Annotated in this window: 13 protein-coding genes and 1 tRNA gene; 11 read left to right on the top strand and 3 right to left on the bottom strand. The window is 64.5% G+C overall.

The window, feature by feature from the left end:
• Window positions 1-69 precede the first annotated feature (69 nt).
• From AC1DRD_RS05300 to AC1DRD_RS05290, 3 genes are all read left to right on the top strand, one after another.
• Window positions 70-753, top strand: coding sequence for a prolyl hydroxylase family protein (locus AC1DRD_RS05300; protein WP_066816337.1), 684 nt, complete (start codon window positions 70-72; stop codon window positions 751-753).
• Window positions 754-1,129: 376 nt separating this feature from the next.
• Window positions 1,130-2,884 (top strand): single-stranded-DNA-specific exonuclease RecJ, encoded by a 1,755-nt coding sequence (gene recJ, locus AC1DRD_RS05295; protein WP_478040578.1) that lies wholly within the window; start codon window positions 1,130-1,132, stop codon window positions 2,882-2,884.
• A gap of 72 nt (window positions 2,885-2,956) precedes the next feature.
• Window positions 2,957-3,031: transfer RNA gene (locus AC1DRD_RS05290), tRNA-Glu, on the top strand.
• A 122-nt stretch (window positions 3,032-3,153) separates the two neighbouring features.
• Here AC1DRD_RS05290 and AC1DRD_RS05285 read toward each other — a convergent pair.
• Window positions 3,154-4,170 carry a LacI family DNA-binding transcriptional regulator gene (locus AC1DRD_RS05285; protein WP_478029017.1) on the bottom strand — a complete coding sequence of 339 codons (1,017 nt, stop codon included), beginning with the start codon at window positions 4,168-4,170 and terminating at the stop codon, window positions 3,154-3,156.
• 54 nt (window positions 4,171-4,224) lie between these two features.
• On the opposite strand from AC1DRD_RS05285, the gene AC1DRD_RS05280 reads away from it, so the two are divergent.
• The 6 genes from AC1DRD_RS05280 (at window position 4,225) to AC1DRD_RS05255 (ending at window position 15,665) form a co-directional block, all read left to right on the top strand.
• Entirely contained in the window at window positions 4,225-5,748 is a 1,524-nt protein-coding gene (locus tag AC1DRD_RS05280; RefSeq protein WP_478040577.1) for an MFS transporter, read from the top strand.
• Window positions 5,749-6,081: 333 nt separating this feature from the next.
• Complete coding sequence (locus AC1DRD_RS05275) at window positions 6,082-9,498, top strand: TonB-dependent receptor (RefSeq protein ID WP_478040576.1); 3,417 nt, start codon at window positions 6,082-6,084, stop codon at window positions 9,496-9,498.
• A gap of 71 nt (window positions 9,499-9,569) precedes the next feature.
• The gene (locus AC1DRD_RS05270) at window positions 9,570-11,123 is read left to right on the top strand and encodes a tryptophan halogenase family protein (protein ID WP_478040575.1); all 1,554 of its coding nucleotides are present in this window, start codon (window positions 9,570-9,572) and stop codon (window positions 11,121-11,123) included.
• A complete protein-coding gene (locus AC1DRD_RS05265) occupies window positions 11,120-12,601 on the top strand; it encodes a tryptophan 7-halogenase (protein ID WP_478040574.1) in 1,482 nt (493 codons plus the stop codon). The genes AC1DRD_RS05270 and AC1DRD_RS05265 overlap by 4 nt, the downstream gene beginning before the upstream one ends.
• A complete protein-coding gene (locus AC1DRD_RS05260) occupies window positions 12,594-13,622 on the top strand; it encodes a cupin-like domain-containing protein (RefSeq protein ID WP_478040573.1) in 1,029 nt (342 codons plus the stop codon). Before AC1DRD_RS05265 ends, AC1DRD_RS05260 begins: the two co-directional genes overlap by 8 nt.
• A 21-nt stretch (window positions 13,623-13,643) precedes the next feature.
• Window positions 13,644-15,665: a glycoside hydrolase family 97 protein gene (locus AC1DRD_RS05255; protein ID WP_478040572.1), complete on the top strand. Its 2,022-nt coding sequence runs from the start codon at window positions 13,644-13,646 to the stop codon at window positions 15,663-15,665.
• Window positions 15,666-16,079: 414 nt separating this feature from the next.
• On the opposite strand, the gene AC1DRD_RS05250 is transcribed toward AC1DRD_RS05255, so the two are convergent.
• Window positions 16,080-17,084: a zinc-binding alcohol dehydrogenase family protein gene (locus AC1DRD_RS05250; RefSeq protein ID WP_478040571.1), complete on the bottom strand. Its 1,005-nt coding sequence runs from the start codon at window positions 17,082-17,084 to the stop codon at window positions 16,080-16,082.
• A 203-nt stretch (window positions 17,085-17,287) separates the two neighbouring features.
• Window positions 17,288-18,235: an IclR family transcriptional regulator gene (locus AC1DRD_RS05245; RefSeq protein ID WP_478040570.1), complete on the bottom strand. Its 948-nt coding sequence runs from the start codon at window positions 18,233-18,235 to the stop codon at window positions 17,288-17,290.
• Window positions 18,236-18,355: 120 nt separating this feature from the next.
• Between AC1DRD_RS05245 and AC1DRD_RS05240 the strand changes: the two genes are divergently transcribed.
• Window positions 18,356-19,903 (top strand): alpha-L-fucosidase, encoded by a 1,548-nt coding sequence (locus AC1DRD_RS05240; RefSeq protein ID WP_478040569.1) that lies wholly within the window; start codon window positions 18,356-18,358, stop codon window positions 19,901-19,903.
• Window positions 19,904-19,977: 74 nt separating this feature from the next.
• Window positions 19,978-22,056 (top strand): beta-galactosidase, encoded by a 2,079-nt coding sequence (locus tag AC1DRD_RS05235; protein WP_478040568.1) that lies wholly within the window; start codon window positions 19,978-19,980, stop codon window positions 22,054-22,056.
• The last annotated feature ends 3 nt before the right edge of the window (window positions 22,057-22,059 follow it).

Raw genomic sequence — 22,059 nt, 5'->3', positions numbered from 1 at the left:
TGGGCAAGGGTTCGGAGATTCGTCTCCGGGCCCTTGCCTTTTTTGCGCGAGACGCGAAGAAACCGCGCCATGTTCGGCAGGAAGAAGAACCCCTCAGGCGGCACCTCGAAGGAGCGCGGCCGCGTCGGGAGTGAAGTGGCGGCGCGATTGGACGCCAATCCCAACGTCCAGGCGGCGATGGTCGGCGCGGCCCAAGCCTATTATTACATGAACTTCCTCACCCCCGCGCAGTGCGAGATGCTCATCAAGATCATCGACGGCAACCGCCGTCCGTCGACCTTGCTGGCCGATCGCGAGGATTACGGATTCCGGACCAGCGAAAGCTGCGACATGGATCGCTATTCGCCCGATGTTGCACCGATCGACACCTCGATCGCCAATCTGCTCGGCATTCCGCCGGCGAAAGGCGAGACGATGCAGGGGCAGCGCTATGCACCGGGCCAGCATTTCCGCGCGCACCACGATTTCTTCCACGAAAACCAGAAATATTGGGCCGAGATGAAGCGGACAGGCGGCCAGCGCACCTGGACCGCGATGATCTATCTGAACGATGTCGAGGAAGGCGGCGCAACCTGGTTCCCGCAAGCCGGCCTGCGCGTCGCGCCCCGCCGCGGTCTGCTGCTCGCCTGGAACAACATGAACCCAGACGGCAGCCCCAATACGCTGACGCTGCACGAAGGCATGCCGGTGGTGAAGGGCGTCAAATACATCATCACCAAGTGGTTCCGCGAGAACGATTGGGCGGTCTATTAAGACTACCGCGCGGGACCTCACGCTGGGCGCGACCCCTTATGGGGTACGATGGCGAGCGAAATGCCGCAGCGCCGGAACTCCGCATGCATCGGCTTCGTTTAGCGGAGCGTGCGGGACAAGGTGCATGCGTAATGTCGTGGCAATTACTAGGGTGCGCGGTCGGGATGCACCGCCGCGACCCGGCCAGTTCTCGTCCTGAGGACGGCCGATATATCGGCGAGTGCGCCGGTTGCGGCCGGCCGATGGTTTGGACGCTGTCGGGCTGGAAACTCGACCGCAGTCGGACCGACACGCACATCACTCAAGTTTGACGTCTGGCGACCGCTCGCCGTAAGCCGCCTAGCCTACCGGACCCCACGCGGCTAAGCCGCTGGCGATGGATCATGTCGCCGGCATCTCCCGATCGTTTCTTGGCCAGGCCTGGCGCTGGCGCGCTTTGGCCGCCGACGCGCGCGATCCGGGATTCCAGCCCGACGATCTGGTGACGCAATTGCTGCTCGCGCGCGGCGTGGGGCGAGAGGCGATCGAGGCCAATCGGTCGCCAAGCATTCGCGGGTTCATGCCCGACCCCTCGATCTTCAACGACATGGACAAAGCCGCGCGCCGCCTGGCCGACGCCGTCCAGACGAACGAACAGGTCACGATATTCGGCGATTACGACGTCGATGGCGCAACTTCTGCGGCACTAATGATCCGGTTGCTGCGCGACCTGGGCCTCGCGCCGGCTGCCTATATCCCGGACCGGTTGATGGAGGGGTACGGCCCATCGGGTGAAGCGCTGGTGCGGATCGCCGGCGGCGGCGCCACGCTGATCGTCACGGTCGATTGCGGCGCCCAGGCATTCGAGGCGCTCGACATGGCGCGCGAGGCCGGGGTCGACGTGATCGTTGTCGATCATCACAAATGCGCAGCCGCTTTGCCCCATGCGCATGCTCTGGTGAATCCCAATCGGCTCGATGAGGGCGATGGCGCCGCGCACGGCCACCTCGCGGCAGTTGGGGTGGCGTTTCTGCTCGGCGCGGCGTTGCTGCGCGAGTTGCGCGGGCGCGGCTTCTTCACCGGCCGGGCCGAACCGAAATTGCTCGACCTGCTCGATCTGGTCGCGCTCGGCACGGTTGCCGACGTCGCGCAGTTGAAGGGCCTCAACCGCGCATTCGTGGCCCAGGGGCTGAAAGTGATGGCACAGCGCGGCAATGTCGGCCTTGCCGCCTTGGTCGAGGCGTCGCGGCTGACCCGCGCGCCGACTTGCAGCGACCTCGGCTTCGCGCTGGGCCCGCGGATCAATGCGGGCGGCCGCGTTGGGCGCGCCGATCTCGGCGTGCGGTTGCTCACCACCGAGGACGTCAACGAAGCGCGCACCATCGCTGCCGAACTCGACCGCCTCAACGAGGAGCGCCGCGCGATCGAGTCGATCGTTCAGGAACAGGCCGAGCTGCTGCCCCATGGCGGCGCCGTCGCCGTGGTCGCCGGCCGAGGCTGGCACCCCGGCGTGATCGGCATCGTGGCGGGACGGCTCAAGGAAAAGCTCGGTATTCCCGCCATCGTCATCGCGGTAGACGACGCCGGCACAGGCAAGGGATCCGGCCGATCGATTACTGGCGTCGACCTCGGCGCCATTGTGCTGGCGGCGAAGGAGATGGGTCTGCTCGTCGCCGGTGGCGGGCACGCAATGGCGGCCGGGCTGACGATCGAGGCCGATCGCATTCCCGAATTTGCCGCGTTCCTCGAAGAACGTCTCGCCGCCGCGGTGGCGCTGGCACGCGAGGACCGCGCCTTGCTGGTCGATGCCCTGCTCGCGCCGGGCGGCGTGACCCCCGGTCTGTGCGAGACGATGGAAGCGGGCGGCCCCTATGGCATGGGATGGCCGGCGCCGCGCGTCGCCGCCGGGCCGTTCCGGATCGTCCGCGTCGACGTGGTCGGCAATGGCCATGTCCGCGCCATCGTCGCCGGCGACGATGGCCGCAGCCTCAAGGCGATGGCGTTCCGCTCGGCCGACACGTTGCTCGGCCAGACACTCTTACAGGCGCCGCGAGACCGCAAATTATGGCTCGCCGGACGACCCAAAGTCGACGACTGGGGATCGCGTCCCGCCGCCGAACTGCATCTCGATGACGCCGCTTGGGCGGATTGAGCGCGACAAACGCGCACAACGCTTGACCGATCGCCTCGCTTTCCCTAACCGCTCCCCCGCGCCGACACGCTCGGCCCCTTCGTCTAGCGGTTAGGACGCGGCCCTTTCACGGCTGAAACACGGGTTCGATTCCCGTAGGGGTCACCAAACTTTCCACGAGAAATAGCGCTATCGAGACCCGCATTGAGGCGGCGTTACCGGTTATCGGCAGGCGGCGACGGGAAAGGCACAGCCGCCCGCCCGACAGCGCTCAGGTCATAGCGACGTCGTCACCCGCCACAGGATTCGCGCACGATCAGGTCGGTCGGCAGGTGAACTGGCAAATGATCCGGGGAGAAATCGAGTATGCGGGAAACCAGCAAGCGTCCCGCTTCAGCAGTATCCTGGCGGATGGTGCTCAGCGTTGGCGTGCTCAGCCGGCTGAGCAACATGTCATCATACCCGACCACGGACACGTCGCCTGGCACGTCGCGCCCCGCGCGCTTGATCGCGCGGATCGCGCCCAACGCGATCAAGTCGCTCGTCGCGACGATGCCGTCGAACACCACACCGCGATGGAGCAGCCGCGCCACGGCCGCCTCGGCAGCTTCGAGCTCGAATTCGACTGAGACGATTAAATTGGGGTCGGCCTCCAGCCCGCTTTCCTTCACGCCCTCCATATAGCCGCGGCGGCGTTGTAGCGCCTCGGGGTCGCTGCCGCCGAGGAACATGATGTTGCGCCGTCCCATGCGCGCCAAGTGCGACGTCGCGCGCCGGCCGCCGAGCATATTGTCCGACCCAACCGAGCAATATTTCTGCCCCGGCATATGCGCGCCCCACACCACGAAATGCCCATTGGTCGAGGTCGCGAGCTGGTTGAGCTGATCGTGGAGCATCCCTTGGCCCAGGAAGATCACCCCGCTGGCGCGGCTAGTGGTCACGGCATGGACAAGGTCGTCATAATTTTCCGGCGAGGTGTGGCTGACGATGAAGTCGCACGACCGCGCGCGCGCCGCCTCGCCGATCTGCGCGATCAGCTCGAGGAAGAATGGGTGAGTCAGCGGCACGGGCCGGCCGCGCATGTGCGGGGTGACGATCGCGATCGATCCCTCGGCACCGATTGGTGCTGCGGGCATGTAATGGCGGAATGGATAATCGTGCTCGCGCGCCAGCGCCCAGATGCGCTGCTTGGTCTTGGCGCTGATCACCGGCTCGTCGTTGAGCGCGCGCGACACCGTCGACACCGAGACGCCCGCCAGTTTGGCGAGGTCTTGCAGCGTTGTATTGTTGTTGCTGTTGGTGCCCATTACGCTCAAGCTGACCCGCTAACCGGCGCCGACTTAAGGAGCGAAGGGCAGGTTTTGCAAGCGAACGAGGGGGACGCGGGCATTTCACCACCGGCGCCGACGCGGCGGCCGCGGCTGACGATCGGGCAAATCTGGAACATGTGCTGCGGCCTGTTCGGGGTGCAGATCGTCTGGGGATTGCAGAACGGCAGCACCAGCCGGATCTTCCAGACGCTCGGTGCCCAGCTCGACCAATTGCCGATCCTGTGGATCGCGGCGCCGATCACCGGGCTGCTCGTCCAGCCGCTGATCGGGCATTGGAGCGACCGCACCTGGGGGCCGCTCGGGCGGCGGCGGCCGTTCCTGCTGGCGGGATCGATCCTGACCGCGATCGCGCTCGTCGCGATGCCCAATGCCGCCAGCATCTGGACCGCCAGCCTCGCTCTGTGGCTGCTCACCGCCTCGATCAACGTCGCCGCCGAGCCGTTCCGGGCGCTCGTCGCCGACGCCTTGCCGGAAGATCAGCGCACCGAAGGGTTCGCGGTCCAGGTGTTCTTCATCGGCGCGGGCGCGGTGTTCGCCTCGGCGCTGCCCTGGATCCTGACCCATTGGTTCGGCGTCGCCGCGACCGCTCCGCCCGGCGTGCTGCCGCCTTCGGTCCGGCTGACCTTCTATATCGGCGCGGTCGGGCTGCTCACGGCGGTCGCCTGGACGGTCGCCACCACGACCGAACGCCCGCCCGAAAGCCTTGCCGCCGACGCGCCCGATCTGGTCGACCATGCGGTGCCGAGCACGACTGGCGCTGCGACGCTAGCGCGTAGTGGAACATTGTGGATGCTCGGCGGCGGCGCGATCGCCGGCTTCGCGTTCGCAGAGCAGCTCGAGCGCGAAATCTACGTGCTTGCCGCGATCGCCTTCGTGTTCGGCCTCGCGCAACTCGCCGCGGTGGCGATGCGGCGTGGCGGACGGCATTCGCTCGGCGTGTTCGAGATCGTCGAGGACATATTGCACATGCCGCGCGTGCTGCGGCACCTCGCGCTGGTCCAATTCTTCACCTGGACCGCCTTGTTCGCGATGTGGATCTACACCGTCCCGGCGGTCGCAGCACACCATTACCACACTGCCGACGCGAGCTCGGCGGCGTACAATGCTGGTGCCGATTGGGTGGGCATATTGTTCGCCGGCTATAACGGCGTGGCGGCGATCGCGGCGCTGGCTTTGCCCTCGCTCGCCGCGCGGATCGGTCGCCGCAACGTCTATACGCTCAGCCTCGCGCTCGGTGCGCTGGGGCTAGCCGGGTTCGTGCTGGTCGACGATCCCTATTTGCTGTGGCTGCCGACAATCGGCATCGGCTGCGCCTGGGCGGCAATCCTGTCGCTGCCTTATGCGATGCTCGCCAGCGCGGTGCCGCCCCGGAAAATGGGCGTCTATATGGGCATCCACAATATGTTCCTGGTGCTGCCCCAGCTTTTCGCGGCGACCCTGCTCGGCGCGATCGTCCACCATTGGCTCGGCAATCAGGCGATCCTCGCTCTGGGACTGGCGGCGGCGGCGATGGCGGCCGCGGCGCTGGCCGCACTCTTCATCCCCGAATCTTGAAAACGGTTTATGCAAATTTTGCATGGATGAATTTGCGTAACACTCTCCGGAATTTAGCGACTCGCTAGTGACTACGCCGTAAAACAGCGCTTGCGCGTCGTGAAAATCTACGCAACAAAGCGCAAATCGTTGCATTAAATTGCAATCGATGGAGTCGCGCGCGCCGCACAAAGCCGGGCCGCGCAGGAGGGATGAAGGGGCAGATGGCACGCGACGACGCGCCGCAGGAATTCCACAGAAGGTGATTCGCGCCGCGCGCCGGGCATGCAGCTCGGCCGCGCGAGCAACGGGATAAAGCCTCCGCATGAGGGGCGTGCATTAGGGGAGTGATCGATGAAGCAACTGGGTTCGAGCCGTAGCCGCGGCCTTCTGTGGAGCGGCACCTCGCTGATGACGCTGGCGATGTTCGCCGCGACTGGCGCGCAAGCGCAGACTGCGCCGGAAGCCGCCACCAGCCCGACCGCGGCGCCGCAAGCGGATAGTGGCTCTTCGGCCGCGGACGATAACGACATCCTGATCGTCGGTGTGCGCCGCGCGCTCGGCGATGCGGCCGAGACCAAGCGCAATGCGGCGACGATCGTCGATTCGATCAGCGCGACCGATATCGGCGCCTTCCCCGACACGTCGGTGTCGGGCGCGCTCTCGCGCGTTCCCGGCATCACCGTTTCGCGGCTGCAGTCGACCGACGATTCGACCCACCCCTCGGGTGAAGCCGCCGGCGTGCTGGTCCGCGGCCTGACCCAGGTCCGCACCGAGTTCAACGGCCGTGACAGTTTCTCCGCCGACGCCGCGCGCGGGCTCAACTTCAACGACATCTCGCCCGAACTGATGTCGCGCGTCGATGTCTACAAGAATTTGACCGCCGACATGATCGAGGGCGGTATCGCCGGCACCGTCGACCTGCGCACACGTCTGCCGTTCGACCAGAACGGGCTGGTCGTCACCGGCAACGCCAAGGCCGATTATGGCGACCGCTCGAAAAAGTGGACCGGCGAATATTCGGCGCTGATCAGCGACACGTTCGACACCGAGATCGGCAAGTTCGGCTTCCTCGCCGACTTCGCACGCAGCCATGTGATCACGCGGACCGAAAGCGTGATCTTCGACAAGATCGACACCTATTGTTCGGCAGGTGCGTTCAAGCCCGACGGCACCGCCAATGTCGGGTCGGACGGCGCGATCGGCTGTACCGCCAATCCGTTCGGCGGCACCGGCTGGGCATATGCCCCCGACGGCATCCGCTATTCGCAGGTCGATTATGACCGCACGCGGCGCGGCATCGCGCTTGCCGGCCAGTTCCAGGACAAGTCCGAACGTTTCCTGCTGACCGTGCAATATACCGATTCAAAATATCACAACGCCTGGCTCGAACGCGCTTCACACGCGATTTTGGAGGGCAATGCCTACGGCACGCCGGCGTTCAACCCGCGCAGCTCGACGATCCTCGGCGCGGCCGACGGGAGCGGAGCGCTGGTCTTTGGCTCGAACGGCATGCTGCGATCGGGCGTGCTGACCCAGGGTCATGGCAGTTGGAACGGAAGCTGGAGCGGCAACGACCAAGACGCGATCAACACAGGCTCGGCGGTGCCCGGCATGCCGTTCGTCAACAATTGCGGCACCGGTCATTGCACGACGCTTCGCGACGGCCTCTATTTCCAGAACGAGGCGCGCAACTTCGACCATAGCGAAGGCACGCGCGACTTCTCGGCCAATATCGATTGGAAGATCACCGACAATCTCAAGCTGACGCTCGACGGTCAGCGCATCACCGCGTCGACCAACAATAACGACATCCTGGTCGCGGTCGGATCGATGGCCAATTACCAGTACAGTCTGACCGACGGCAACGCGCCCGAGATCAAACTGCTGCCTGGATCGAACGTCAATTACGCGGCCGGCGGGCTCGCCAATCCGCACAATTACTGGATCCCGTTCATCCAGGGCCATGTCGAGGATAACGACGCCGACGAATGGGCGTTCAAGGGCGACCTGCAATATGATTTCGACAAGGGCAGCTGGCTCGACTCGCTCAAGGTCGGCGTGCGCTACGCCGATCGCAACCAGACGGTCCGCTATTCGACCTTCAATTGGACCCCGATCGCAGCCAGCTGGAATTGCAACGGTGCCGGCTTCAACGCCGACAACACGACTCCCAATCCGGCCGCGGCGTGCAATTCGAACTTCAAGGGTTATGGCGCGGGCATCTGGGAATCGACCAGCCTGGGCAGCAATTTCTACAATGGCAGCGCCTATAACAATGGCCCGCTGGTCTATCTGAACCGCGACACGCTGCAGAACTTCCCCAAGCTGCTCCAGTCATTGAGCGGCGCCACCACCAATTCGCCGATCGCGCCCGGCTATACCGCGATTTGCGACCGGCCCGAGGCGACGGTCGACAATTGCTTCACGCCGTCGGAAGTGACCAGGACGTCCGAACGGACCAAAGCGGCTTATGCCATGCTCAATTTCGGCGGCGACCAGCCGATCTTCGGCGGCGGCGTTCGCATCAAGGGCAATATCGGGGTCCGCGTAATCCGCACCGAAGTGACGAGTAACGGCGCGGTCGCCTATCCGACCAGCACCGCGCTCAACCTGTTGCCGTCCTGCGCGACACCGGTGTCCGGTACCGCGATCGTGCAGCCAAGTTGCTATTTGACGCCGCAAGTCCTGGCCTTCGCAGCTGGCGGCGGATCGGCCAACACGCTCAAGGCGTCCTACACCAACGTGCTGCCGAGCTTTAACGTCCGGTTCGGCCTCGACTCCAAGACCTATATCCGCTTCGGTTATTCGCGCGGCTTGTCACGGCCCGATTTCGGGCTGCTCAGGAACTTCGTGTCGATCAATTCGCCGATCATCAACACCGGGCCGGACTCGCCGTACATCGTTTATAACTCGCCAACGGCGGCACACGTTGCCGCCAACGTCACTGGCTACAATTTCGTGTTCAACGCTGAGTCTGGCTATGCCGGGTTGAAGCCGATGACCGCCGACCAGTTCGACCTCACCTTCGAACGCTATATGGGCAAGTCGTCCTCGTTCACGGTCGATCTGTTCTACAAGAAACTGCACAATGCGATCTCGTACGGCCAGTTCGAGCGCCAGTTCACGAATAACGGATCGACCCAGACGGTGCTGCTGCGCGGCCCTCGCAACGAAAAGAGCGGGGGCGAGCTCAAGGGGTTCGAGGTCGGTTACCAGACCTTCTTCGACTTCCTGCCCGGCCTGTTGTCGGGTCTGGGCATCCAGGCCAATTATACTTTCGTCTCGCAATCGGGGATCAACAATTCGAACCTGATCGCGGTGGGCGCGCTCGACGCCGGCGGCACCGGCGGCCAGGGCGCTGGCCTCGACGTCAGCGGTGGGCGCGGCGCGGTGATCGACTCGCACATGCTGGCGGGCATCTCGAAACATTCGTTCAACCTGGTCGGCTTGTACGAAAAGGGCCCGGTCGCGCTCCGCGTCGCCTACAATTGGCGGTCGCGCTTCCTGACCAACAACCTCGACTGCTGCGTCGGCCTGCCGGTGTTTCAGAAAGCCGCCGGGTTCCTCGACGGGTCGTTGCGCGTGTCGGTGGTCAAGAATTTCGAGTTCCTGCTGGAAGGCTCGAACCTGCTCAACACCCGGACAGTCTATCAGCAGCAGATCTTCGGCGACTCCAAGGCGACGCCGGGCGCCAAGCCGGTGTTCATGGATGCCAATTGGGGCGTGGTCGACCGCCGCTTCTCGGTTGGCGGCCGGTTCAAGTTCTGATTTCCTCCACTGGGCGCCGCCGCCACCCTCCCAGGGACGGCGGCGCCCAATTTTTGTGAGGGAAAACCATCATGGCGCCGGCACCAGGACCAGAATCGCTGAAGCCCGATCCATTGAAGGTGGTGATCGTCGGCGGCGGCACCGCCGGCTGGATGGCGGCGTCGGCGCTGGTCAAACTGCTGCCCGCGCAAGATTACACGATCACGCTGATCGAATCGGATGAGATCGGCACGGTCGGCGTCGGCGAAGCCACGCTGCCGCATATCAAGGTGTTCAACGATACGCTGGGGATCGACGAGGCGCAGTTCATGCGCGAGACCCAGGCCGCGTTCAAAATCGGTATCGAGTTCGTCGGCTGGGACCAGCCCGGCGAGCGCTACGTCCATCCGTTCGGCACATTCGGCGAGCCCTGGGCGGGGGTCGATTTCCAGCACCATTGGGCTCGCGCGCACGCCGCCGGCCGTGCCTCCGAACTGCACGATTATTCGTTCGCGATCGCCGCGTGCCGCAACAACGCGTTCGAATTCCCCAACGAAGACCCGAAGTCGATCCGCGCGACCTACGCTTACGCCTATCATTTCGACGCCGCGCTCTACGCGCAATTCCTGCGCCGCTGGGCCATGCCGCTCGGGGTCACGCGGATCGAGGGCAAAGTAGTCGATGTCGCGCGCGATACTGCCACTGGCCATGTCGCGTCGCTGACGCTCGCCTCAGGCACGGCGATCGCCGGCGACCTGTTCGTCGATTGCTCGGGTTTCCGCTCGCTGCTGGTCGGCGGGACGATGGAGGTCGGCTGGCAGGATTGGAGCCATTGGCTGCCCTGCGACCGCGCGCTGGCCGTGCCCAACATGCGCACCGAGCCGCTGCTCCCCTTCACCCGGCTGACCGCGCAGGAGGCAGGATGGACGTGGCGGATCGGGCTGCAGCACCGCACCGGCAACGGCTATGTCTTTTCGAGCCACTTCACCGATGAGGAGCACGCGCGCGACGTGCTGCTCGGCGCGCTCGACGCGCCGCCGCTCGCCGAGCCGCGGCTGCTGCGCTTCCAGGCCGGGCGCCGCGCCGCCGCCTGGGCGGGCAATTGCGTCGCGGTCGGGCTCGCCAGTGGCTTTCTGGAGCCGCTAGAATCCACCTCGATCTTCCTGATTCAGGCCGCGGTGATGGATTTGATCGGCCTGATGCCGACGCGTCGCAGCGGAATCGATCCGCGGCTGGCAGCCGAGTATAACCGCCTGTTCGAGGTGCATTACGACCGCACCCGCGATTTCCTGGTGCTCCATTACACCGCCAACCGGCGGCACGGACAGCCATTGTGGGACCATGTCCGCAACATGGAGCTGCCCGAAAGCCTGGCGCACAAGATCGCCTTGTTCCGCGCCTCCGCCGCCGCGCCCGATTATCGCTACGGCCTGTTCTCGCGCGACAGCTGGCTCGCGGTGCTGGTCGGCCAGGGCGTGCTGCCCGCCGCCTGGAACCCGCTGGCCGAGGCGGTCCCGCTCGACGATCTCGAAGCCAGGCTCGCCGACCTCAAATATCGGATCGAGGTCAACGCCGCCGACATGACCGCGCACGGCGACTTCATCCGATCCTATTGCCCCGCCCCGGTGCTGGAGCCGGCGGCATGAGCGCGCGCGTCCAGAGCCTCGTCCTGCTCGGCCGCGATGCGCCACTCTGGCTCGCCGCCAGCGTGCTCCAGGCCGCGCTCAAGCCCGCCGACGTGGCGATCACTGCGATCGAGCTGCCGAGTCTGCTCCACGTCAGCGACGTCTATGCGACATTGCCGGGGATCGAGGCGCTCCACACCAGGTTGCGGCTCGACGAAGCCGGGCTGCTGCGCGCGACCGGCGGCGCCTTCTCACTCGGCCAGAATATCCGCGACATGCTCGGCGGCCACGGACCTTTCTTCAATGCCTATGGTGCCTATGGCCCGCCGATCGAGGGCAACGACTTCTTCGCTTACTGGGTGAAGGCGCGCGGGCTCGGGCTCGACGTCCCCCTCGAGCAATTCTCGCTGACCGCCGCCGCCGCGCGCCAGGGCCGGGTGATGATTCCCGACGAAGCGAGCGAGGCCTATGGCCGCGCCGATTACGGCTATCATTTGCCCGCCATTGCTTATGCCGCCGGGTTGAAGAGCGTCGCGGCGCGGATCGGCGTGGCGATGCGGACCGCCAACCATATCGCGATCGAGCGCGGCAACGACGGCGACATCATCGCATTGGTCGCCGATGGCGAGCGCGTCGCGGGCGAGCTGTTCGTCGACGCGACCGGCAGCGACGCGGCATTGATCGGCAAGACGCTCGGGATCGAACAGCAAAGCTGGCGCGCGCACTTCCCGGCCGACCGCGTGTTCGCGGCCCGCGCGCAACCCTTCGCGCCGATCCCGACCTATGCCGAACTACGCGCCTGGCATCCGGGCTGGGCCGCACTCTATCCGACCCAGGCAGCGACCCATGTCATCCACGCTTTCTCGAGCGCGCTTACCGAGCCCGAGGACGCGCTGGACCGGCTCGGCGCCGCGGCCGGGCTGACGCTCGCCGATCCGATCCTGCGTCCGTCCGATCCCGGGCGGCGCGAGCAGGCCTGGGCGCAGAATTGCGTCGCGATCGGCACCGCGGCCTGCGCGCTCGACCCGATCCACAATCTCGACCTCCACGCGGTCCAGCTAGGGTTGATCACCCTGCTCACCTATTTCCCGACCGGGCAGGACGTCGCCCCGAGCCGCGACGAATATAATCGCCTAATGCGCTCGTCGTTCGAGCGGCTGCGCGACTATCAGACCGCCTTCTACGCGCTCGCCCCCTATCCCGGGCTGTTCTGGGACACCGGCCGCGCGGCGCCACAGCCGCCCGAGCTTGCGCATATCGTCGCTACCTTCCGCGCGCGAGGTGAGGTGCCGCCGATGGAGGACGACAGCATCCCGACCGACAATTGGCGGGCGCTGCTGATCGGTCTCGGCGTCACGCCCGAAAGCTATCCGCCGCGGATCGACGCGACGTCGCCCGACACGGTCAAGGCGCAGTTCCAGACCATGCTCGGCTTCGTCAGGGACGCGGTGCTGCGCCAGCCGACGCATGCCCAGGCGCTGGGGACGGCCAATGGTTGAGCCCGTCCGCCTGGCGCGCGATCCCGCTGCGCTCGACGCCCTGCCGCGCATCGCCAGGCGCAGCGTCACCGGCGCGGAGGACTTCGCCGCGATCGTGGCCGCGGGCGAGCCGGTGATCGTCCAGCGGCTGTTCGACACCTGGCCTGCGCTCGCCGCCGGCATGCAGGGGGCGACGACGCTCGACGCCTATTTCCGCCGCCTCGATCGCGGCACGGCGGTGCCCGCTATGGAGGCGCCCGCTCGCCACAAAGGCCAGTTCGCTTACGGCCCCGATCTGCGCGAATTTACCTTCACCAAGCGCCAGGCATCGCTCGGCGCCACGCTCGACCGGATCGAGAGCCTGATCGGCCAGCGCGACGCGCCGACCCTGGCGATCCAGATGCTGCGGCTCGACCAGGCGATGCCCGATTTCGTCGAGCACAATCCGATGCCGCTCCTGCCCGGGGTCGGCCCGCGGCTATGGCTGGGCGGCGCGGTGCATACGCGCACGCACAACGACCGCGACCATAACCTCGCCTGCGTCATTGCCGGGCGCCGCCGCTTCGTGCTGTTCCCGCCCGATCAGGTCGGCAACCTCTATGTCGGCCCGCCCGACAATCCCCCGCCCCTCTCGCTGGTCGATCCCGAAGCCCCAGACCTAACGCGCTTCCCGCGCTACGCCGAAGCGATCGCCGCCGCGCGCGTGGCGTTTCTCGAGCCGGGCGAAGCACTTTTCATGCCGCGCTATTGGTGGCACCATGTCACCTCGCTCGATCCGTATAATGCGATGGTCAATTACTGGTGGGGCGGCGGCGACGCGCCGAACGACGCCTTCCTGACCGCCCTGCTCGCGTTTCGCGACTTGCCGCCGAGCGAGCGCGATTACTGGCACGAGATGATCGCGGCATACGTATTCGCCAAGCGCGGCGACGCCCTCTCGCATATCCCCGCCCCATTGCAGGGACCGCTCGGTCCGATGTCCCCGTCCGCCCGCGCGGCGCTGCGCCAGCAGCTTCGTACCGCCTTGCTCAAATCCTCCTGACTCTCCCCAAGGAAAGACCCGATGATCCTTCGTTCGCTTGCCCTGATCGCCGCGCTCGGCTGGACCGCCTCCGCCGCGGCCGCCACGCGCGAATGCGCGCAATCGCCGGGCAAGGTGATCGAGGTCTGCGTGTGGGTCGACAACGGCCAGGCGCTTTACGAGGTTACGCGCAAGGGCGCGGTCGTGCTCGCACCATCCGAGCTCGGCCTGACGTTCAAGGGCGAGCTCGCGGCACGCTACACCGCGATCGGCAATCCGCGCCGCGGCGCGTCGGACACGAGCTGGGAACAGCCGTGGGGCGAGCAGCGGGTGATCCGCGACAACCACACTCAATTGACCGTGACGCTGAGCGGCGACACCGCGCTCAACAAGGCGGTCGACGTCACCTTCCGGCTGTTCGATGACGGCTTTGGCTTCCGCTACGACTATGCTGGCATCCCCGCCGGTCAGGACGTTGCAGTCACCGCCGAGCGCACCCAGTTCCACACGCTCGGCGCCTATCAGGCCTGGTGGTATCAAGGGCTGGGCCAGGAACGCGACGAATATCTCTACACCCAGACCGACGCGCGCCGCATCACTTTGGCCGAAACGCCGCTGACGATGAAGGGCGCCAACGGCCTCTATTTGTCGTTCCACGAAGCGGCGATGATCGATTTCCCGTCGATGCTGCTCCAGGGCAATGGCGAAGGCACGCTGACCGCCTGGCTGATGCCATGGCCCGACGGCACCTTGGCGAAGAAGACCGGCGCTTTCACCACGCCGTGGCGGACGGTGCTGATCGGCGAAACGCCGGGCGCGCTGGCCGATAGCCGGATCGAGCTCAACCTCAACGAGCCGAGCAAGATCCCCGACATCCAGAAGTGGTTCACCCCCGGCAAATATGTCGGCGTGTGGTGGGAAATGCATCTCGACAAGACCACCTGGGGCAGCGGGATGCGTCACGGCGCGACCACCGCGAACGTCGAACGCTATATCGATTTCGCCGCCAAATACGGCTTCAGCGGCGTGCTGGTCGAAGGCTGGAATCTCGGCTGGGACGGCGACTGGATCACCAATGGCGACAAGTTCAGCTTCACCAAGCCCTATCCCGATTTCGACATCGCCGCGATCACCGCTTACGCCAAGTCGAAGGGCGTCCAGCTGATCGGGCATAATGAGACCGGCGGCGCGGTGATCAATTACGAGAACCAGCTCGACGACGCGATGAAGTTCTACAATAGCTATGGCGTGCATGCGGTGAAGACCGGCTATGTCCGCCATGCCGGCGACATCCTCGACCGCGACGGCAAGGGCGAGTGGTTCGCCGGCCAATTCATGGTGCGCCACAATTTTCTGGTCGCCGAGACCGCCGCCAAATACCGCATCGCCATCGACGCGCACGAGCCGGTCAAGGACACTGGCCTGCGCCGCACCTGGCCCAATATGGTCGCTCGCGAAGGTGCGCGCGGGCAGGAATATAACGCCTGGGGCGTGCCGACCAATCCGCCCGAGCATATGACGATCCTGCCGTTCACGCGGTTACTCGGCGGACCGATGGATTTCACCCCCGGCATCTTCGACGTCGCGCACGGCAAGGACGATGTGACGCGGCGTGTGCAATCCACCTTGGCGACCCAATTGGCCGAATATGTCGTGCTCTACAGCCCGATCCAGATGGCCGCCGATCTGCCCGAAAATTACGAGAAGAATCTGGGCGCGTTCCAGTTCATCCGCGACGTGCCGACCGATTGGGAGACGTCAAAAACCTTGCAGTCAGAGATCGGCGATTACGTCGTCGTCGCGCGCCGGTCGCGTCATGGACAGGATTGGTTCCTGGGCGCGATCACCGACGAGAATGCACGATCGCTCAAGCAGCCGCTCTCCTTCCTGGCGCCTGGGAGGAAGTACGAGGCCCAGATTTATCGTGACGGGCCAGACGCCGATTACCGCGTCAATCCGCTGCCTATCACGATCGAGAAGAAGATCGTGAGGTGGACCGACGTGCTGCCGCTCGACCTCGCACCCGGCGGCGGTACGGCGATAAGGTTTCGCCTAATCGAATAACGCCCGCGATCGTCGGACGCTGTGTCAGTTTCACTCCGGGAATCGGCTTACAGCGCATTGCGACACCGGCTCGGTTTCTCGCGGGCTCGTGACAGTCAGCGTTCTGATCGAAGGGCTGCAGACCGACGCACTGGCCGAAAGCTATCACCTGGCCAAAGAGCGTCCCACGATGTTCGGAACCGCCGTGCCAGCCCTCTCGATCAGGTCCCTCCTGGTCATCCTGCCAGCGATTTTCTACCTTCCTCGTCCAGCACAGTTCCGATGGCCGCTCCATTCTAATGCTTGGTCGGGTAAGCTGGGCATTATTGCCCAACCAAATCAGATTCGCGCTCTTCCCTAGCCGGGAAAATCGAAACGTGCGCCGCGCGCTACAGGAGAATGTTGGGATCGAGCGGCCACAGGTCACAGCGGCGATCAGAACGACGCAACGACCTTGAGAATGCTGTCGGCATCGCGGACCAATTCGGGCAGGCGCAGCGGCAATTCGTCGGCCGCGATGCTGTGGGTGTGCAGGACGTCGGTCGGAATCGCACCGGACTTGATCGCGTCGATCACCCGCGAGAAGTCCTCAGCCAGTGCATTTCGGCTCGCGATCAGCGTCGTTTCGCGCTTGTGGAGCTCCGGGTCTTCGAAACTGAGCTCGCCCTGCGCGACGCCGACCAACACCAGGGCGCCGCCATGTGCGACGAACGACAAGCTGCGACGCATCGCCGCCAGAGACCCGGTGGCGTCGACCACGACGTCGAACATGTCGCCGTTGGTCCAGTCGGCAAGCGTCTGATCAAGCGCGTCATCCGCGACGATCCCGTCCAGCCCGAGGCGGTCGCGAACGAAGGTGACCCGAGCAGGCAGCCGATCGACGAGTAGCGGCTTTCTTCCATCCAGCCTCGCAAACAGCGCGGTCGCGACACCGATCGGCCCTGCGCCGACAACGAGCATATGGTCGCCCCCGCTAGGTGCGCGGGCGGCCGCATGCGCTCCTACTGCTAGGAACTCGACCATCGCCGCCTGCACCGGCGAGAGGCCTTCCGCATCGATCACCGCTGTTTGCGGCACGGCCAGGAATTCGCACATGCCGCCATCGATATGGACACCGAGCACGCGAATGTTGACGCAAGCGTTGGGCTTGTCGCGACGGCACGCCACGCAATGGCCGCACGCGAGATAGGGATTGATCGCGACCTGTTGCCCGATGCGCAGAGACGTCCCCTCGCCCAGGGCAACAATTTCGCCGCCTAATTCGTGGCCCATGATCCGCGGGTAATCCAGAAAGGGATGTTTCCCGGCGAAGATATGGAAGTCGGTGCCGCACAGGCCGACATGCCGAATGTGGATCAGCGCCTCGCCAGGTCCCGGCTGCGGTTTATCGCGCGCGATTAGGTCGAGGTGAAATGGCTCACGGCAAACAATGGCGCGCATAACGATCGGTCCCTCCAGGACATCGCCCATCGCACGGTTATTTCCGTATATGCAAGTTTGTTATCGCTAGCGCTAACGGCTTTTACTTACGATCTGACGCCAAGTTCGCAAGACAGGAATTCGCATTCCCGAGGCCGAGTGTCTCGGACCGGATACGCCGACCCGACGCGATTGCGATCAGGTCATCGTAGATCGCGGAGAAGTCAGACCGGTTGATAGCCTAGCCGATCCGACACTCGCATCGTGGCCAAGCGGAGGAGATCGCATGCCGCCTCGATATGGACTTTCTGCGAACCGTCGATCAGTTCGAGGAAGGGAATGGTCAACGCCGCAATGACCTCGCGATCAAAACCGAAGACCGGAAAGCTGATGTCGGTCACGCCGTAGGTGATCGGACTCTTGCGCAGATCGAAGCCGGCAGCACGGATCGCTTCCTTTCGCTCCGTCAGCCAGGCGCGGTCCACCTCGACGCCACGCTCGCTTTCCGCGGCGCGCACAATCTGCTCGCGGCGCTGGTCGTTTGAAAATGCCAGGATGACCTGGCCGGAGCAGCTTGCCACGATGTCGATATGAGCGCCTACCTTGAGCGCGAAGCCACGCGTACCGGGCTGTTCTTCGCGCGCTATCACGATGCCGCGACCGCCGTTCGGCACGACCAGATGGCAGGACTGGCCGGCTTCCATTGCCAATACCTGCATTTCCGGCAGCGCCGCCCGGACGAGATCCTGCGACGGTGTCGCCCGGTAGGCGAGGTCGAGGAGCTTGTAGGTGACCGTGTAGCGGTCGGTCGTCTGCGATTTCTGAAGATATCCCAGCTGCTCCATCACGACCACGATGCGAAACAACTCCCCGACGGTACGCCCTAGATCGGCTGCCATCTCACTAACCAAAGCTCCCTGCGGCCATTTCACCAGCAGTTCGATCACCTCGAAGGCTTTTTGGATCGCCGGAGCGGCGTAGGTTCCTTTCACCCCTGTTCGTCCCATCGCGGCCTCAATCTCTCCATGCTCTCTGTCAAAGGCGTGATCGCCCGGCCTGCGGCGCAGCACAAGTCGGAAGGCTGGTATCGGCATCGGCGGGCGAACCGCGCCCGTTTCCGCATCTTCTTTGAGCCCGCTGGCGGCCAGGCTTCGATCCAGATCAAACACCACTTGCCTGCGTTCTCATACTAGCCGGATTGCATCAAAGAGAATAATATTGCACCAGTGAAAATGATCCGTGAGCCATCTGCGACGGCTAGACCGGAAAGCGCGCACCGCCGGGGGAGAGAGATGACGAGGTTCAGCAAACGCGAGATTTTGGGCGGCCCGTTTCTTGCCCTTGGCGCTGGAGCGCTAGGCCGGATCGAACCCGCAGCGGCGGCACCCTCAGCGACCGAACGCGACATTACGCGCGGCCCGTTCAACGCGACGCCGGAATCGCTCAAAACCTACCGGACGCCGGGTTGGTTCAGAGACGCGAAGTTCGGCATCTGGGCACATTGGGGCCCGCAAGCAGTGCCGCGCCAGGGGGATTGGTACGCCCGTTTCATGTACGTGCCGGGCCATCCGCACTACGATCACCATCTCAAGACCTACGGCCATCCGTCGGAAAAGGGCTATAAGGACCTCATCCCGCTGTGGAAGGCCGAGCGCTGGAATCCGGACGCGCTGATGGCGCGCTATGCGGCGGCAGGCGCGAAATATTTCGTATCGATGGGCGTGCACCACGACAATTTCGACCTTTGGAACTCGAAACATCACCGTTGGAATGCCGCCGCCATGGGGCCGAAGCGCGACGTCGTCGGCGCCTGGCAGGCGGCGGCGAAGCGGGAAGGACTCCGCTTCGGCGTTTCCGAGCATCTCGGCGCCAGCTATTGCTGGTCGTATCCGAACCATCTCTACGATCAGTTCTGGCCCAAGCTTGGCGTCCCCTATGACGGCGCCGATCCGGCCTATGCCGATCTCTATCACGACAATCGCGACGAGCCGTTCCGCAACACCAGGGAAAGCTGGTACACCACCAATCTTGCTTACCATCAGCTCTGGTTGAAACGGATCCGCGATCTCGTCGACAGTTACCAGCCGGACCTTCTCTATTCGGATGGCGGACTGCCGTTCGGCGGGGTCGGCCGCACGCTGGTCGCCCATCTCTACAATAGCAGCATCGCCCGCACAGGGCACCTCGAGGCGGTATATAATTGCAAGGACAGCGGCACGGGCGAGTTCTTCAAGGAAGGAATGGTGCAGGACGTCGAGCGCGGCGTGCTCAACGGCATCAACCCCCTACCCTGGCAGACCGACACCTCCAACGGCGACTGGTTCTACAGCGACAATTACAAATACAAGACGCCCGGTGAAATCCTGACCATGCTTGCCGACATCGTCAGCAAGAACGGCAACATGCTGTTGAATGTGGTCCTCTACGCGGACGGATCGCTGCCGCCGGAATCGGATGAGCTCCTGACCGAGCTCTCGGCGTGGATGGCGGTCAACGCCGAGGCAATCCACGGCACACGTCCATGGGCCATTTATGGCGAGGGGCCAACCGAGGCCGAAGCGGGCATGTTCAAGGAGCAGGTCGATTATTCGGCGCGCGACATCCGCTTCACGGTCAAGGGCAAGGCGCTCTACGCGATTACGCTTGGCGAACCGTCGAAGGTGACGGAGATCGCTTCGTTGCGGGTCGGCGCGCCTCATGCTCAGGGCCGCGTGGTCGGCGTCGAACTGCTTGGCGCTGGCTCGGTTGGATTTCGCCAGACCGCCAAAGCCCTTTCGATCGACGTTCCCGGCCGTCTGCCGACCCGCCACGCCAGCGTTTTCAAGATACATTTGGCCTGACACCCAAACAGCGCCGGGCCGGCGCGAGCAATTGCCCCGGCCGTTTCGACCATCGATCCATCGAAGGACTTACCATGCACCGCCGCTCGGCTAGCCTCGCCGCCATTACCCTCGCGCTCGTTGCTTCTAATGGCTTGGCACCGGACGGTTTCACCGCGCCGGCGCGCGCGCAGAGCGCGGTCGGGCACCCCGAATGGCCAGGAAAGGGCCAGTTATTCGTCGGCACCTGCTACCAACCGGTCGATCGCAGCCCGGACCAGATTCGGCAGGACATCGCGATCATGAAGGTCGCGGGGTTCAACCTGGTGCGGATGGGCGATCTGTCCTGGGACTCGTTCGAGCCGGAAGAAGGCCGCTTCACGTTCGAATGGTTCGACAAGGTGATCGATCAGATGCACCAGGCCGGCATCCGCGTCATCGTCGATATCCCTGGTGAACCGGCGCCGATCTGGATGCATAAACACTATCCCGGCGTGGATATCGTCAACCAGGACGGTGTCAGGATCAACGCGGCGAGCCGCTATTGGGACAATATCAGCGATCCGGACTATCGCCGCCTGGCGCGACGCCTCGCCCAGAAGATACTGGAGCGATACGCCCACAATCCCGCAGTGATCGCGGTGGGTTACGACAATGAGATCGGAAACGGGCACATGTCCTATTCCGCGGCCGATCGAGATCGTTTCGTCGCCTGGCTCAAACGTCGTTACGGCTCTATCGAGGCGCTCAACAAAGCCTGGGCGACCCAGCGCTGGTCGCGCCGCATCAACAGCTGGGATCAGGTGGACCTGCCCTATGAACGCGGTCCTGGTCCGAACGAGCGCTATCTCGACCTGCGCCGCTACTGGTCCGACGACACGATCGGCGCGCTCGAGGAGCTGGAAGCGGTGCGCAAGCAATATGCGCCGAACCTTCCCGTCGCTTCCAACTTCTGGCCGACGGCCGGCACCAAGGGATTCGACTATCTGCGCTCGTGGGAAAAGATCTCGACCTATGGCGCGCAAGGCTTTTACCCCAGCGATCCGGGCGGCGCCGCATTCGAGGCGATGTCAAACCGGGCGGGGCATGACACACCGCTTTGGTTCAATGAGTTCACCGCCGGCGGGGGCGGTTATTATGGCACGCCCGGCCGATCCCGGATGTGGGCCTATTTCGGTCTGATCTATTACACGCAAACCTTCCTCGCCTGGACGTTCAATTCGCATATCGGCGGCGAAGAGCAGGCATTATTCGGCCTGGTCGATCACGATGGCCGCCCGTCTTGGAAGGTCGACGAGTTCGCCCAGATCGCGCGCGAATTCCAGACCATGAAGACGCTGGGGTTCCCGCGCTATCGCCAGCCCGAGGTCGCGGTGAACTTCTCGTTCCAAAACCTTTGGCTGACCAGCCCGCCTCCCGGACCGAACACGATGCCGGAATATTTCAAGGGCAATTACACCGGCCAGGCCCAGGCGGCCTTCCGTCCATTCTTCGAAGACAATATCGACGCCGCGGTCATCGACTTCGGGCACGATGCGCTCGATCGCTACAAGCTCGCGATCCTTCCCAGCAGCTATGTGATGGACGAGCCGACCGCGGCGGCCGTGCGACAATATGTCGCCAATGGCGGCACGGTGATCATGACCGGCTATTCGGCGAAGGTCGATGAGACCGGCAAATGGTTCGAAACATCCTTGCCCGGTCGGTTGAGCGACGTTTTCGGGCTGCGGACCAACGCGTTCTATCGCGCTGATCAGCCCTTGAAGGTCACCTTCAAGGGGCAGACGCTGACCGGCAGCGACCCTTATTATGAAGTGCTCGAGCTTGGCACCGCCAAGCCGCTGGCGACATTCGAGAGCACGCCGCAAAAGAGCGCCGCGATCACCGTCAATCATTTCGGCAAGGGCGAGGCGATCTACGTCGCCACCGCGCCGCAAGCCGAACTGCTCGGGCCGCTGGTGCGGTCGCTCTATCCCGCCCTTGGCATAAAACGCGGCCCTTCGACGCCGCCCGGCGTGATTGCGCGTGAGATCGATGGGCGTACGCTTTACGTCAACACGACCCAGGGCCCGATCACCGTGTCGTTCCATGGCGTGAAGACGGGCATGCTGTCGCACAAGCGCTATGCCGGCACCGTCGCGCTGGCCCCGTATGGCGTAGAACTCGTCAAATAGGAG

Source organism: Sphingomonas sp. P4_G2 (genome assembly GCF_056401155.1).
Note: the sequence above shows the minus strand (reverse complement) of the source record. Positions and strands in the feature narration are given on the sequence as shown.